The following is a 15,977-nucleotide window of genomic DNA, read 5'->3' as shown; positions in this document are numbered from 1 at the left end:
AGCGCACTATAGATAGCTCATTCGACACTTTCAGTCCCAACACAACTCAACGGTCACAATGATATCCGCCAGTGACATAAATCGTAACAGTCCTATAAAGACTCACGAACAGGTCGCTCCCCATGTCCGCGCCTACGATGCGGACATTGTCAGAGTTTTACACAATCCCAACGCGAGCGGTCGGAAGATTTCGTAACGGAACCGACTTGCCTACCGACACCTTCGGCAAGGAGCCGCCTGATCGACCTGGAGTCGCTTCGTGAACCTCGCTGTAGATCGTTACGATGAGCTGGAGAAAAGCTACCTGAACGACTCGACGGGAGCGGCATCAATCCACGCCTTGGTCTCTACAGTCGACTTCCAGTTGCGGTTCGTGACTTTGTGCGCTGCGGCAGCGTTGCGAGAGATGGACCCGTACCAGGTCGAGCTGAGCAGGTGTCCAGGATTCGGCGGCTACCAGGCATTCCTCCACCGCGCGATCTCGCTTTTACGCAGGTCTGACGAAGTGGCCGCTGCCGCGGTGGACTTGGCAGAGGGTGCGCTTGCCTCGGTGAAAGCATTCAGTGGCAAGGACACAGCGTTCGGAACCTTTGAGAAGCTGCGCAATCACCTCTTTCACGTGGGGTTGATGCCGTCGGGGTCCGCGGCCGGCGCGCTGCGCACCCATGTCGAGTCGGTGGTCCAGAGCTCGTCGACGGTCATCAGGCGGTTTCTCGGCGACGCCGTCGTCGAGGTCACCCCCGACGACTCTGAACTGAACGTCGTCACTTTTGCCTGGAAATCAAGCCGATTGACAACGTGGCCTTTCATCTGCATGGACAACAGCGGCAAGCTTTGCATCTTCTCGCAGTTCAACTCACTAGCACCATCATATTTTCGTTCAGGGCAGCAGGAAGTGAGCCTCAAGGGCCGTAGTGACGAACTGATCATCGCCCTGAACGACTCAATGATCGCGATCGCGAAGGATAAGAACTTCCCCTACTTCATCGGGGACATCCGCCGCGATTTAGAAGGTTTTCGCGATCCCGACCACGCCGTGCACTACTACGAGCTCGACGGCGCAGTCACGATGGTGTGGAGCAGGGCGGTCAGCTCAGGCGTGGAGCGGAGGGATGACCGGTTCCGCATCGGCCACGGCGAGCAACGGCAGTGGTGGGATCCTGAGAAAAATAAGTGGCGTCCATACCCGGACTTCCTTCGCCACATCGTGAACTGGCCAATCGCCGCCGCACGGTTTCGACAGTATCTCAAAGGCGTGGAGGACGACCTCGTCTCGGAGGAGAGGGAGTACCTCGCCTCTACACAGGAGTCGAGCCTTTACGTGGAACCATTCCTGCGCGTGTCTGGCTTGGACAAGGTGGCCGGCAAAGCCAAGTACATGACCTTTAGCGAACTCGGCCGCGAGATTGACGACCGACTCGGCAACCGAGGGTCCAAGACCCGCATCTACTTCATCGAAGGCGAAGCGGGCATAGGCAAGACCAGGAGCCTGGTCGCCGCCGCACTGGCGAGGGCACGGGCGATCGAACGAGAAGGTGACACCGTCACCTCGCAGGATCGACTTCCCTTGCTCTACTACGTCCGGTCCACAGGCCAAGCGTCGAACAGCCTCGACACAGTTATCAACGCCGCCGCGACCAAAACGAAGAATCTGGAGCTGGAGAACATCAAGGCGTTGTGCCGCAACGGGCTCATCGCCCTAGTAATCGATGGTTTCGACGAGCTTCTCGGCGGCGTCGGTTACGACAACGCCCTCGGTTCGCTCCAGCAGTGGATCGAGGCGATGGCCGGGCGCGGTGTTATCATGCTGTCCGCGAGGTCCTCGTACTATGTCAACCAGTACAGCGCGAGTATCCGCCGGAACCGAGAGCGGCTCGACATTGTCGTCGAGCACCGGGTAGCGACGTTCAAGGAGTGGAACGACGACCAACTCACGCAGTTCCTGCACCAATACGGCGTCGATCCCAACCGCCTCCACGAGTTGTCTCCAGAAGACCGCGCGTTGCTCGGCCTACCGTTCTTCGCCCGCATCTACGCCGAATCGGCGGACATCTTCGACCCGTCAACGGATACACTTCCCGACCTCCTGCTCCAGCAGTACATCGCCCGCGAGGCGCCGAAGCTGGTCGACGGCCAGAACCGGCCGCTGCTCGATCCGGACCAGCTACGCCGAACATTTGAGAACCTCGCTGTGGCAATGGCTGATCAGGGCGCCCGCGAAGCCGATGTGGGCGACCTCGAACGCGCAGCCCTCGGCGCGACCGGACTCCAGGACATCTCGCTCATCCCCGGCCTACGCGACCGCCTATCAACACTGTGCGCGTTGAAGGTCTCGGCAGCGGCGGCGGTCAACGTGCGATTCGCCTTCCAGCACGAGTTGTTCTTCGACATCTTCCTCGCCGACGCGATACTGCGGGCGCTTGCAGCGAGCGACTTCGAAAGAGTCATCCTGACGATGGCTCGCGTCGAGTGGCGCACCGCCACGGTAACCCGAGTCACCCGCAAAGGCGGCGAGGAGGTCGAGTTGCTCCTTGCGGCCACGGCCGCCGACATCCCGGACGAACCGGAGCGCATGGCCGCGACTTTCCGCGCCAACCTGGGTTCCCTTTGGGAATTCCACATTCGCTCACGAGGCGTGGCCACAGACGCCGAGATCGTCGCCGCAACCTTCAAAGAACTCGATTTGAACGGTGTGAGCATCGGCAAGGCCACGTTCGTAGACTGCGACTTCGGGGATTTGCGGTTGCCGTCGTCCGGTCCAGGCGACCTGAGGTTCTCCGCCTGCACGATCGAGACCCTGTGGGTCAACAGCGAGGATTCCCCCCTTCGGGCCGTGTCCGTTTTCGAACAGACAGCAGTTTCGCAACTGGTGCGCCCGAGTTCCTATTTGGACAAACCACACGAGGTACAGCAGGCACTGCACGAACTCGGTGCCCCCGTGCCGGGCGCCGAGACGCTGGACACCAGGAGCATGTTTGAGGACGCTGTCGAGTATTTCCTTGAAAACATCGCATACCGGGTCGACTCCGTGGTGGTCTACGAGCAGAACCTGGCGCCCGCCGACGACAAGCCGAGGTGGCAGCACGAGTACGGACCGGACGCGTGGATTGACTTCATCCGAATTCTGAGGGAGACGGGGTGCGCCAAGCTCGTGCCGTTCTCAGCAGGCGGCAAAGCTGTCCTACGCGTGCGAATCAACGGATTGGACAAGCTGCGCAAGCGTGTCCTCGCCGACGAAGCAGTTGCCAAATTCTGGAGCCGTGTCGGGAACTCGTAGCTCGATCGGCTTGGTCGTTACTCGATCCAATCCTGAGCATCGGGACATTGGCATTAGCCGACGTCAGCGGGTTCGCACGGCAACGTCGAGTTTCTCCAGCTGATCAGAAGAAGGCGAAGCCGACCGAGGCTCCGAGTGTGTGGATGGTCCTCAGGCCGCCCTCACCCTGTCCGGCAGTCGCTTGCAGAAAGCCCCACGCAAAGGTGAGCCGTGCGCCGTAGCTCGAACTCGGTTGGCGTTGCTGGTGGTACGTGGTGGTCCTGCTAAGACGACCTGCCGACCAGCCGGCTGAGTCGTCGAGCCAGGAGGTTGATGCCCTGAGCACTAATCCCGTCTAGTGACCATGATCGGCACTTACAGTAGTCAGGGGTCACGAGCGGTTGAGCGTCGATTCCAGCCCGTCTGCGTTCCACTCGCCGACAGGCGACACCCGAGGCGGTGGGCCCAACGCAGCTGAGTCCGGCGCCATGGCCCCCGCCGGACCCCGACCATTCGTACGCCAGCGCCGCAGCACCCGGCGGCCGTAGTTGTTCGTGCCGGCTACACGATCAAGGTCCGCACCCGTCGGAGTCCGACCCGCAGCTTGCTCCTCGAGATAGAACGCCCACATCTGCTGCTCAGCCGACGCCTCGGCAGGCAGCGAGAACTCAGCACCTGAAGCACTGGAGCAAGCAACTTCTGCAGCTTCGACGGCGGGCTCGCTCGAGGCGTCCAAGCTCTCGGACGATCGTCCTCGGTCATCGCCACGATTTCGCTTTAACGCCCGATTCAGCAACTCCACCGCCAGGAGCAGGGCAAGTGGTGGACAAGCCGCTAGCACGATCGAGAACACCGTCAACCGCGGCGCGGAACCGATGTTCGCGCACAACGAGAGCGAGATACCGAACCCGAACGCCGTCCACGCAGCCCACCGCCGGCCATCACTCTGCTTCCACAGCTCAACCGTCGCCGTCGTCAGCAAGCCGTCCACGATCAACGGCCAGATCGCGGCTGTCGCCGCATCAGCGCCGAACCGCAGAGCGAAGTCGCGACCGTGCCGATACGACGCATATGCCGCGCCCAACGCCACCAGGGTCGTACACATACATTGAACCCAAAGTGACGACTTCTCACTCTCCGGCTTCATCCACGTCACGAGGAACCACCCCGTCGACGCCGCGCAACATCGACTACACCGGAAAACTGCAGTTCACAGGCCTTTTCGAGCCGTTGGGTTCTGGAACGAGCCGCGCCGGGGGCACCACCTCTGAACTGCGGAAACAGGTCTTTGCGCAGGCTTTTCTGGAGCGGCGATCCAGACCGGGATGTCCGGTTGGGTACGGCTGAAACCGGCGGTGTGCGGCCAGTCGCGGTCTACTTTTTCATGATCCGAGGCCTCGGGCGGGCGGGTAGCCGGCCGCGCGGGAGAGCCGGAGACGGTAGCGGGCAACGGTGTCCTGGCCGGAGCGGGCGTGACTCCGGCCCCGTCTGATGTCGTCGGCCATGGGCGCCGAGGGTAGGTCGGTGCAGGGTTATGGCGGCGTCCTCCGGCACGGGAGGCTCGCATCGTCGTCGAGGTCGACCTCCCGGTGAACGAAGCGGAGCTGGTCGGGCAAACGAGGCGGGCGTTGAGACATTGAGGCGCCCAGGCGCGTTGAGTGCCGCCTCTATCGTGGTCCTCAGCAGAGAACGAACCCAGTCGGGAGGGCGCCGGCGAACCCACCGTCAGCGAACCGGTGCCGCACCCGACAAGCTGCCTTCGACTACTGCGGCCCCAGTTGAAGCCGTGTTCTTGTGCTTCCACGCTTCACCGTCCGAGGACACCAACAGCTGCATCCCTGCTGGTGTACCAGGCCCGTTTTCTGGCAGGCTGGCCAGGAGGGGGTGTCGCCGTGAAAGAAAGCGTTGTGCGGGTGCGCACCAGTGCGGTGATCGATCCGGGTCGCCCCGGAGGCGCTTGGGCGGCGGAGCTGGTTCTCGGCGAGCACCGCCGGGTGGAATCGGGCTACGAGTGCGACGCAAGCCTCGAACGCTTGCAGCTGCTCGGTGTCGTGACTGCCCTGGAATGCCTGACTCGTTCGGTGCCGGTGCAGATCGAGGTGACCCCCTCCTACTACGTCCGACAGGGCCTGACCACAGAGAAGCCATGGCAGGACAAAGATCTGTGGGACCGGCTGGCCGCCGCTGCCCACGGACACAAGCTCACCTGGAAGTGGCCTGAGATCCCTTTTGCGGAACTCGACGAGACTGCCACCAAGACGCTGCACGACGCGCCGAGCGTCCCGTCAATCGGCTCGGTGGCCGCCGAGTTCCTCGCCGACCTTCGCGGCAGGACCTCTGCCCGCACGCAGGCGAAATACACCCTGGTCCTAGAACTGCTACGGTCCGCCGCCGGCCGGTCCGAGAACCGACGGCTGACACAGGTCCCCGCGTCCCGGCTCACCGACATGCTGCACGAGTACTTCTACATCCTGACCCACAAGATGATCCCCTACGCCACCGTCACCGATTTGACTAACGCCCGCACCGCGCTGCCCGCGCTGCTGGCCTGGTTCGCCGACCACGGTCACCTCAACGCCGAGACCGCCGCGACCAACATCGCCTCCGTCCGGAACCGGCTCGACGACGAAATCGCGCTACGCCGGTTCTTGAATGCACTGCAGGAGTACGTCGAACGAACCGTCGCCCCTCCGGCGGACGATGAGGACGACGACTGGACCGGACGGCTCCTGTCGGACGGGTACGCCAAGATCACCGCCGTCACAGTCGAAACGATCACATTCGAGGACGACGACATCGAGAACTGGTCAGACTGCGACGCCGGTAGCCTCATCCCGTCCATCATCGGCCCAATCGGCCCGATCGCCGTCCCGCAGGAGGTCGCCACACTCGCCCACACCGGCTGGCGAATCCGGCTCACCGCTATTGAGCGGTCCGACGGATGGCACCTGGAAGAAATCGTCAACGGCGAAGCTTGAAACTCGAAGGCGCGATCGTCAGTGGCCTGATCTGCGGCCTCCTAGCTTAAGGCAATCTTGATGGACTCTTCGGGCGTCAGCGCGGCCTTGCGGGCCTTATCCCACACCCGCGCCAGCGTCGACTCGGCGACGTCACCGCCGTCCATGCTCCGGAACAACCGGCCGTCGTCGGCGACGCCGTACTGCTCGAGATCGCGGTGCAGCAGGGCGGTCAGCGGCGGCGGGCACGGCACCGGCCGCACCTCCCCCTTGGCGCGCTGCTTGAGCTGACGGCGGTCGCGCCGCTGCCCGCTATCCGAGGCGAGCGGCGTCGGGGAAGCCGGTGGGTCGAAGACGGTCCTGGGTGGGCGGTCGTGGAAGAACCAGGCCAGGGTGTGTGCCGCCGATGCGTCGGTCGCGGCGCTCCCCAAAACTTCCACGGCGCAACGTCAGCGGCCTGGGACGTGGTGGTGGCGACGAAACCGCCATGCTCGTCGATCCGCGTTGACCAGGGCGGCACGGCGCAGCGCGGATTGCGTCCCGATATCTTCGATGGTGGTTCCCGCCTTCAGTACAAGCCCGTCCAGGCCGTGGGCTCGAGCAGGGCCAGAATCCGGTGCGCGTGGCCGGCTGCGCCCAAGAATGCATGCCAAAGGTAGCTCCAGTCCGGCTCGTCGCCAGCCTCATCCTCGGACGTTGCGTCCCCTGCGTCGATGCCGTGCACGCCTTCGGCGAGATAATGGCCGACTTCCTCGCCGCCCCCGGTTTCGAGCTCCACCTCGGGCGGTTGTTCCTCATGCGCAGGACACTAGGTGTTCCGTGCCGTGTCCTGCTTCCGAGTCGCGGAATTCGAGCTGGTCAGGCCCGCGTAGCGGTGTGCAAGTCCGCCGGGAAGCAGGTACTCGGCGAACAGGTTCCCGGCGCGGCGGGACGGTAGACCCATGTCGTGCATGAGTTCGTCCGCGCAGTGGATGTCGTAGGGGCCGAAGTCGTAGCCACCGGAGCCCGGAAGCACCCGCTCCTGCCAGGTCAGGCGAGCGTCGACGCCCTGCTGCATCTCCTGCTCGCTCGGGGCGGTGCGCAGTGTCGACCGGAAGTGACGGGCCAGCCAGTGCGCGGTGAGTTCCACGCCCATGATGTTGTTGAAGACCTGCCGGAATCCGACGAATCCCAGCCGGTCGGCGCCGGGTGGCACGATGCCCCGGTAGAGGCGTATCCGCCCGGCGGGATCGTGCACCTGCACGTCCGGATCCAAGAACGGGAAGATTTTGTGGTGGCCGGTGGCGAACACGATGACATCCGCCGCCACTTCCTCGCCGGTCGCCAGGCGCAACCCCTTTTCGGTATACGCCTCGACAGCGCTGACCTTGGCGGCGATCAGACCGCGACGGACCGCCCGTGCGTAGCCGCGTGGCATCACTCCGGCGTGTGCCAGGTGGAAGGGAAGCGGGTGAGTGGGCCACAGCTCCTTCGGCAGCCGGCGCAGCCCCGTGGAAATCAGCATGTCGCGGGTGATGAGCCACCACAGGGCTCGCTTGACCCGGTCGTTGGCGCGGTCGATCGGGCGGACGCAGGCCGGGTCGTGGTAACGAGGCAGCAACGCCTCACCGAACCGGGTGAGCAGGATCCACTTGTAGCCGACCAGACCGAGCAGGAACCGTTCGGGGACCATCCAGTTCACCTTGCGCTGCACGATCGTGGCCGAGGCTGCCTCGCGTCCGGCGCGGGTGACCAGGTCCAGCGCGGACTTGCCTCCGCCCACGACGACCACCCGCCGGCCGGCGAACGTCCCGGCCCGCACCTCGTTGGAGTGCAGCACGGTTCCGCCGAACGACTCACGTCCGGGCAGGTCGGGCAGCCGGACGTGATGATGGGCCCCGCTGGCGACCACGACGTAGTCGAACGTTTCGCGACGAACCTGCGCCGCCTCGTCCCCGGCGGCCCGGGAGTCGACCGACCAGCCGCAGGCGCCCACCCGTCCGGGCCCGTCCACCGGCCGGATGGAGATCACCTCGGTGCCCGGTCGGAGGCGATCCAGCACGCCGAAGGCCCCGGCGTAGTCCTCCAGATAGCGCTGGGTATCCACGGCGCCGGCGAAGTGCAGGCGGTTGGGCAGGTCGGCGAACTCGAAGATGCGGAGTGCGGCCTGGTTGGCCAGCCCGTCGTAGCAGCCACCCGGTGACCAGATCCCGCCGACCCGCTGGTGCTTGTCGAAGACCGTGACGTCGAAGCCGTGCTCCAACAACACCTTGGCGGTGACGATTCCCCCAGGCCCCGCCCCGACAACACACGCTCGCATAAGCTGCCACTCCCCGGGACGATCGGCGCATCCAGCCCGCCCATCATCCCGGCAGCTGCCACCTATGCCAACCCACCGTGCAATGACGATATGCCGACGACCTGGGTCCGGCCGTCGAGCGGCAAGTTGTGGCTATCTCCTGCGGGTCACAAGGTAAAGGCACTTCATTGCAGGCCGGATTTACTGACTAACGCAACATCAGGGCTTGCCCCAGCTGCCAAGCCCGTTGAGGAACGCGGCGAAGTCCGCCACAGCATCGCCGACCAGTGGCCATCACATCCAGGGCGTTGATCACCGAGTCCCGGATCGTCGTGAAGGCGCCAGCGCTCTCGGCGGGGACCTCAACCAGTCTCGCAGCCTCCATGACAGCCTCGGTCGCGAGCGCCGCCCACTGCGCAATGTCGGTGGTCCTGCCGCCCCTGATCGCCTGCAGGAGGCTCGCCAACGCCTGTTCAATCGCGAACTGAGCGGTGAGCAGCGCCATCCCGTTCTCCGCGCGGTTACGGGCACGGTGCAAGGTCCTGGAACCGGAACGTGCAGACGGGGTTCGCGTCGATGGCGGTGATGTCGTTGATGGTCAGGATGGCCAGTGGCCGGGTGCCGCCGTCGCGACCGGCGCGGAAGTCGATCCGACCCGACACTCCCTTGAAACAGTCGGAGCTCTGCGGATTCGCGCAGTCGAACTCACGGAACTCCTGCGCGACCGTCGCCCGGTTGGGGTCCAAATCGGCCGTCTCCGGGACCTTTCGACGCTTGTTGTGGACCGCCGCGGTGACGTAGAGGCCGGCACCGTCGTAGGCGAGACCTACTCGCTCCCCGGTCCAGCGGCGGTCTCCGCCCTTGGCCGCCAGCTCTCTACCGAAGTCCTTCCACCCCTGTGGACGGTCCTCCCGCGGACTGTAAAGGCCGTGCAGCCCTGCGCAGAAGATGTTCAGTGGCCGCTCCTCGTCCGGGGCGATGGCCGACGCCTGCTTGCCCTGGGAAATGCACGAACTGCCCGCGAGCACGATCCGGCTCGCCAGCGTGACGTACCCGAGCGAGACCCCGGCGAAGTTGTCGGAACGGCGGCTCTCCCCCTGCGCGATGAACCGCGTGACCGCGTCGTCGCCGATGACGACCGGCTTCGCGGTCGCCGGGCAACTGTCGAGCACGTGGTCAAGAAAATCCGTGAACCCGGTCTCACGGCCCGCGTAGAAAGCTATGTCGTCCGAGCGACAGTCGACCGCGACCGTGGACGGAGTGCTCCACTGACGAAACCGAACCGGGGGCACCCCGCGCGCGGGGTCGATGAAGCCGTCGTGCAATGTCTGCAGATACTGATCCGGAACCAGATCGAGGTTCGGGTGGTAGACCGTCAGCGACCGGCCCACGGATGCGGCGTAGGCCGTGAGAAGCCGAGCTTGGGGACCATTGCCCGCGACGAGCTGGAAGTAAAGGGGTGACACCGCGGGCAAGGCGGGCCCGGTCAGCGTCGTCGCGACCAGCGGGATGCCGTGAGCCCCCAGTGCGCCGATCGCGCTCTCGGTCTGGACGACCGTCCGCCCACCGCCCACGACACCCATCACCGTCGGATCCTGTTCAGCGAGCGGTGCGATGAACTGGTCCACGGCCCGCCGCGCGTGCGCCATCTGGTAGCCGCCATTGGCGAACACGATCCGCAACAACGGGTTCTGAGCGTCCTCTATGGAGTTTCCCACGGTATTGAACTGTGACTGGTGGATCAGCAGGCCGGTGATTTCCTCGGCCTCGGCGTCGTCGGTACCCTCCCGGGTATCGGGATGGGTCAGCTCGGCGAAGTAGACGAGCGAGACCAGAGGACGGCGAGGATTGGCGCGATGCAGGTTTTCGGCTTCGACGTTCTGCTCGAACACCGCCTGCTGGGCTTTGCGCAGCTTTGCCGTATTGCCGAAGATATAACCACCCGCGCTGTACCCGACGCACTCCTGGCTTTCCGGCAGCCAGACGGCCGCTGCCGCCGGAATCCCGGCGCCCCCGCACGGATCCGCGGCGTGACCGGGTAACACCTCGGCCGCGACTGCGCCCGCCCCGGCCAGGAGAACGAGCGCCGCGGTCACGGCGACCGCCCACTTGCGAGCGAACCACGGCATCATCCGCGGCTCCCAGTAGGCCCCGTCATCCTGGGCGGGGTCGTCGCCTTGCGGTTGCTCCAGGGCTACCGCGATGAACCGCGCAGTGGGCCGGAACTGCTGGCGCTTCCACGGAAGATCCCGTTTCCAGGCGGCGACCGTTCGCTCGATCTCGCCCGCCGGAGCCGGCGACAGGCCGAGATCGTCCGGCACCGCCGCGGCAGTGGCGAACAGCAGTAGCGGATCGTGCTCGCCCGTCTGATTCCGCACCTCGTTGATCAGGCGAAGCAGCTCCCAACCGCCGTTGTCCTCCGTGATCCCGCGCAGGACGACGGTGAGATACGCAGTCCGCCGCCAACGACGCAACCACCACGTGCGAGTCCCGTAGAAAAGGCGGAGATCACGCAGGAAGGCGTGTACCAGCAGCAGCTTGACCTGCTCGACGTTCTCGTAATCACGGTGATCCACGGTGAGCCGCCGAGCGAAGCGGAGGAAGTCCGCCGAGTGCGCGGGTACCATGAACCGCTGTCTCATCAGCCATCTCGGTTCACCACCGCGAAGGCCTCGCAGCCACAGCCATCGGCCGAACCTCGACAGCAGCCGCGGCATCAGCCTGCTCACCACAAGCGCCTCGTCGGGGACCACCGCCGCCAGCATCGGGCGAAGCACCTCGGCGTCGTCGCCTTCGTCCTTCTTCTTCGTCGGCGTGTACCACTCGAGCAGCTTCGACCGCAGAGGTGCCTGCTGCTTTCGCCCCAGTGTCGTCTCCGTGTGCCGGGTCAACCAGTCCACCAGGCGAAACGTGTGGAACGGGATTTCCTTGCCCGCCCCGTACCGATCCGAGCTCAACGACTGAACGACGAGGTTGAGCAGGGGAAGCATCGGCCTGCCCTGTTCGGAGCCGGGTGCGACCAGAGCGGCGTCGACCGAGGCCGACGGGATCAGCCGCAAGGGTGTCGGGTCGAGCCCCGCCGGGTCCGGACTGAGCCGCACCGCCAACGCGTCGGCCACGGCCTTGGTACTTCCGGGCTCGCCGATCAGGCACAGCAGCGGCAGTGCCCGCTCCCCGCGCAGATCGTCGCGATGTTCCTTCGGCCACTTCCACTTCGGCCGACGGCTCAAGTCCCGGACGACCTGCAACAGCGAATCAAGCTCACCCACGGTCCGCGCCCCTGATCCCCGACCCTCCCCGGATCGACGAGCCGAGACTGTATCGGTCCGGACGGTGGAGCAAAACGGTCGTTGGTCCCATCTCCACCAACGCCATTCGTTCGAAGGGAGAAACACCCATTTGCCGGTGTCGATACCTACTCGCCGTAATCACGATCACCGACCACGGGACTGACCGCCGCAGATTCCGATTTCATGAAACCCGGCGCGTGCGCCGGCGACCGCGGGGGAGTGCGCGGTATGAGGCGCCGACCGCCGCGAGGCAGGCCGATCCCCGAGCCGAACTCTCTACCAGCCACCGGGATCACCACGTCCGGAACACCACTACCGACGGTGGTGGGCGTTGCCCGTGCTTCACCAACCAGCTTCGACTCGTCGGGCTCGGCTCGCGCCGTCTGCCCTGGGCCAGCCTCGCCGGACCGAGCAGACGTCAACCCCAGCCGGGGTCACGGGTTGGGGTTTCGCGGCCGGCGCGCGATGCTGCCGGAGTGAGCCGGGCGGGCGCTCGGCGGAGGCGGAGAGCGGCCATGGCAAGCCCGGAACACAGCCGGCGGGTGGTCAGCCGGGACCAGGTCGTCCGCGGCGCCTGCCGGTTCTTCTTGGAGCACGGCATGATCGACATGGACCGGCTGGCGGTGGACCTGGCCATCAGCCGGGCCACCCTCTACCGGGTGGCGCACAGCCGGGACGGTCTGCTGGGCGAGGTGCTGTGGCGGCTCGCCCAGCGGCAGCTGGCCCGGGCCCGGCAGCGGCGGGAACAGGACGGCGCCGACGGGGTCCTGGAGGTCACCTGGTGGTTCGTGGACCGGCTGCACGCCGCCGTGCCGTTCCGCGCGTTCCTGCGCGGTGAGCCGGACACCGCCGCACGGGTGCTGTTCACCACCTCGGGCCTCGTGCACCGGCGGGTCGTGTCGGTGCAACGGGACATCCTGCGCGAGACCCACGGTGAACCGCCGTGGCCGCCCACCTTGCTCGACCAGACGGCCTACCTCTACGTGCGGATCATCGAGTCCGCGCTGTACGCCGAGCTCTTCGGCGCCGCACCGCCGGATCCCGAAGTGGTGGAAAGAGCCGCGCGGGCGGTGCTGCCGCAGCACGGTTGAGACAGCCGTCTCACGCGTTCCGCGCGCACTGGCACGCACAGTGCCGAGCCCGTTACATTCGCGAAGTCCTGCCCCATCGCTCGCATGGGAGCCACCGTGTCGATCTCGATGTGGAGTCGTGCCGGGTTGATCGCCGCCGTCCTCGGCCTGCTCCTTCCCACCGCTCCGCCCGCGTCCGCCCAGCCCGTTTCGCGCTCCACAGCCGGCTCCGTGCCCCACGTCGCCGGACCGCTGCCCGGTACCGTGCCCGGAGACCGGCTGGCCGAGCGGATCGAAGACACGTACCCGTTCTTCGCTACCCCGGTCGACCTTGCTGCCCGGGGCTATGTGGAAGAGGAATTCCACGTCTCCGGTCTGGCCGGCGGCTGGTCGGCCGACGGGACGCAGATCGCTGCCGACGTGCCGTACGCCACGCGTGTCGTGGTGCGACGGCCGGCCCGCGCCCGCGACTTCAGCGGAACCGCGCTGGTGGAATGGCAGAACGTCACGGCCGGGTACGACCTGGACGCGCTGTGGAACGCGGAGTCGGTCATCCGCGCCGGGCACGCGTGGGTCGGTGTGTCGGCCCAGCGGGTCGGCGTCGACCACCTCCGCACGTGGAGCCCGGCCCGCTACGGCGGCCTCGACGTGACCGGCGGCGGCCGGCACCCCGCCGACGAGCTGTCCTACGACGTCTTCACCCAGGCGGGCCGCGCGGTCGACGCCGGCACGGTCCTGGGCGGGCTGCGCCCTCGGACGGTGCTGGCCATCGGCGCTTCCCAGTCCGCCGCCCGGATGACCGTGCTCTACGACAAGGTCCTGCCGCACCTGCGGCCGGTCTTCGACGGCTACGCGTTCATCGTCGGCAACGCCCCCACCCGGGTCGGCGCCGAACCCGTCTTCCAGGTCCTGTCCGAGACCGACGTCCGCAGCGCGGTACGCCCGCCGGACACCGGCCGGTTCCGCCGGTGGGAGGTCGCCGGCGCGGCGCACTCGGGCTACGAGGGGCAGGCCTACCGCGCGCCGATCTCCGAACGCGATCTCGGCGGAGCGCCCGAGTACGACTGCGACCGGCCGCCGTTCAGCCGGGTCCCCATGCACCACGTCACCGCCGCGGCGTACGAGCACCTGCGGCGGTGGACCGAGTCCGGGGCACCGCCGCCGACCGCCCCGCCGCTGGATTTCGAGGCGGACGGCGTGACCAAGAAGCGCGACGAACTGGGTCTGGCCACGGGCGGTATCCGGCTGTCGCAGGTCGCGGCGCCGACCGCGCTCAACACCGGCGACAACAGCGGCGAGACGTTCTGCCGGCTGTTCGGCACCCACGAGCCGTTCGACGAACCGACCCTCGCGCGCCTCTACCCGAACCGGGCCGCTTACCTCGCCCGGGTGGCCGCCGCCGACGCAGCCAACGTCCGTGCCGGGTACCTGCTGCCCGCCGACGCGAAGCGAAACCTGGAAGAAGCCGTGAGCGGCGGCACGCCGGTGATCTTCGTGCACGGCCAGCAGGGCTCGGCGCACCAATGGCAGTCCATCGCGAAACGCTTCTCCGCCAACGGCTATCCCGCCGGCTTGCTCTACTCCTTCGAGTACGACACCAGTGTCGCCACCAACGACCAGGCCATCACCGGCTTGGACGCGTTCATCGCCGGCGTCCGAACCCGCACCGGAGCGTCCACCGTGGACGTGATCGCGCATTCCCGCGGCACGACGGTCATGCACGCCTTCCTGGCCGCCCCGGCGCGGGCGGCGCTGGTGCGCCGGTACGTCAACGTCGACGGCCGCTCCAGCACCGCCCCGCCCGGCGGTGTCCCGACGCTCGCGCTGTGGGGCAGCCTGCAGCCCCAGGGCAGCATCGACGGCGCGACCAATGTCCGCCTGCCCCACCTGGGCCACACCGAGACCGCTACCTCGGCCGAGAGCTTCCCGCACCTCTACCGGTTCCTCCGCGGCGGTCCCCCGCTCACCACCGCCGTGACCCCCGAACCGCCCGGCCGCGTCCAGATCGCGGGCCGCGCGACGTTCTTCCCGCAGAACACCGGGGTGGCGGGCCGACTCCAGGTCTGGCCGGTCGACGACCGCACCGGCGCCCGGCGCGCCGGGCCCGCGCACGACGTCCGGACCGGGCCGGACGGCTCGTTCGGCCCGCTGCGGGTCGACGGCCGCGCCCGCTACGAACTGGTGCTGCTGCGCAACGGCCAGCCGGACCACCACTTCTACTTCGAGCCGTTCGAACGCAGCGATCGGTTCCTGCGACTGCAGGTTTCCCCGCCGGGCGGGATCGGCGACCACGTCGACCGGTGTCCCACCCACACCGCCGTCACGGTCCTGCGCGGCCGCGAGTGGTGGACCGACCAGGCCGACAACGACCGTCTGGAGTTCGACGGCGTCAACGTTCTCGGCCAGGCGATCGCACCCCGGGTCCGCCAGGTCCTCGCCGCCTTCGCCTTCGACGACGGCTGCGACCGCGTTTCCGCGCTCGGAACCGCGCTGCCGCCGTTCGGCGCGCTGCCGTTCCTGACCGGCGTGGACGCCTACCTGCCCGCTCAGCCGGACGCGGCGTCGGCGATCCGCGTGACCGAAGTGGCCCGAGGCACCGGAGGCGGGTCTCGCACGATCTCCCTGCCCAACTGGCCGTCGGACCAGCACTCGGTCACCGTGCAGTTCAAGGACTACCTGGATCGGGCCTTCCCCGGTGGGCTTCGGTGATCTTCCGGCGAGGGAGACCGGACGAGAGCGCGAACTCTGCTCGGCCGCCGGTTTGACGGTCATCGATGTCGGGCACCTCCTCGGTGGGGGGGATCGCAGACGACCGGGGGGTCGATCATGCCGTTTTCCGGCTTGGCCTTGAAGTTCGGGCGGAGCTTGAGATCACCGCGCCAGCGCGAGCGCGACGACAGAAGATCCGCCGCGTTCGACGCCTGGGCGGCGCGGCACCGCTTGCTGATGACCTCGCTCGCCACCGTGCTCTTCGCCTGGTTCGCGTGGTACCTGTCGGTGCGGCGGGACGGGGCGACCGCCGGGGAGATCGTTTTCTGGGAGCTGATCGTGGTACCGATCGGGACGGTGTCCGCCTGGCTCGCTCTCACCCGGATCCGGCGCCGCAACCGTTCACGGTCCTGACCG

At 66.8% G+C, this 15,977-nt stretch carries 10 protein-coding genes and 1 pseudogene; 5 read left to right on the top strand and 6 right to left on the bottom strand.

Annotated features, from left to right (window positions below; genetic code table 11):
- Positions 1-259: 259 nt before the first annotated feature.
- Positions 260-3,277 carry a hypothetical protein gene (locus Q5425_RS37115; protein WP_308677058.1) on the top strand — a complete coding sequence of 1,006 codons (3,018 nt, stop codon included), beginning with the start codon at positions 260-262 and terminating at the stop codon, positions 3,275-3,277.
- A 370-nt stretch (positions 3,278-3,647) separates the two neighbouring features.
- Here Q5425_RS37115 and Q5425_RS37110 read toward each other — a convergent pair whose 3' ends face one another.
- Entirely contained in the window at positions 3,648-4,403 is a 756-nt protein-coding gene (locus Q5425_RS37110; protein WP_308677091.1) for a DUF2637 domain-containing protein, read from the bottom strand.
- 745 nt (positions 4,404-5,148) lie between these two features.
- Between Q5425_RS37110 and Q5425_RS37105 the strand changes: the two genes are divergently transcribed.
- Positions 5,149-6,234, top strand: coding sequence for a hypothetical protein (locus Q5425_RS37105; RefSeq protein WP_308677057.1), 1,086 nt, complete (start codon positions 5,149-5,151; stop codon positions 6,232-6,234).
- Positions 6,235-6,299: 65 nt separating this feature from the next.
- Here Q5425_RS37105 and Q5425_RS45925 read toward each other — a convergent pair.
- From Q5425_RS45925 to Q5425_RS37080, 5 genes and pseudogenes are all read right to left on the bottom strand, one after another.
- Positions 6,300-6,533 (bottom strand): annotated as a pseudogene (locus Q5425_RS45925) (integrase); the annotation flags it as partial.
- A 248-nt stretch (positions 6,534-6,781) separates the two neighbouring features.
- Positions 6,782-6,991: a hypothetical protein gene (locus Q5425_RS37095; RefSeq protein WP_308677055.1), complete on the bottom strand. Its 210-nt coding sequence runs from the start codon at positions 6,989-6,991 to the stop codon at positions 6,782-6,784.
- A gap of 30 nt (positions 6,992-7,021) precedes the next feature.
- Positions 7,022-8,512: an NAD(P)/FAD-dependent oxidoreductase gene (locus Q5425_RS37090; protein WP_308677054.1), complete on the bottom strand. Its 1,491-nt coding sequence runs from the start codon at positions 8,510-8,512 to the stop codon at positions 7,022-7,024.
- Between the two features lie 187 nt (positions 8,513-8,699).
- Entirely contained in the window at positions 8,700-8,996 is a 297-nt protein-coding gene (locus Q5425_RS37085) for a hypothetical protein (RefSeq protein ID WP_308677053.1), read from the bottom strand.
- A gap of 16 nt (positions 8,997-9,012) precedes the next feature.
- The gene (locus Q5425_RS37080) at positions 9,013-11,760 is read right to left on the bottom strand and encodes a hypothetical protein (protein ID WP_308677052.1); all 2,748 of its coding nucleotides are present in this window, start codon (positions 11,758-11,760) and stop codon (positions 9,013-9,015) included.
- A 536-nt stretch (positions 11,761-12,296) separates the two neighbouring features.
- On the opposite strand from Q5425_RS37080, the gene Q5425_RS37075 reads away from it, so the two are divergent.
- From Q5425_RS37075 to Q5425_RS37065, 3 genes are all read left to right on the top strand, one after another.
- Positions 12,297-12,872, top strand: coding sequence for a QsdR family transcriptional regulator (locus tag Q5425_RS37075; RefSeq protein ID WP_308677051.1), 576 nt, complete (start codon positions 12,297-12,299; stop codon positions 12,870-12,872).
- An 84-nt stretch (positions 12,873-12,956) separates the two neighbouring features.
- A complete protein-coding gene (locus tag Q5425_RS37070; RefSeq protein WP_308677050.1) occupies positions 12,957-15,560 on the top strand; it encodes an alpha/beta hydrolase domain-containing protein in 2,604 nt (867 codons plus the stop codon).
- A 156-nt stretch (positions 15,561-15,716) separates the two neighbouring features.
- Positions 15,717-15,974, top strand: a complete 258-nt coding sequence (locus Q5425_RS37065) for a hypothetical protein (protein WP_308677049.1) — start codon at positions 15,717-15,719, stop codon at positions 15,972-15,974.
- Positions 15,975-15,977: the final 3 nt, after the last annotated feature.

This window comes from Amycolatopsis sp. A133, assembly GCF_031082405.1.
In the GTDB taxonomy this organism is placed as follows: Bacteria; Actinomycetota; Actinomycetes; order Mycobacteriales; family Pseudonocardiaceae; genus Amycolatopsis.
Note: the sequence above shows the minus strand (reverse complement) of the source record. Positions and strands in the feature narration are given on the sequence as shown.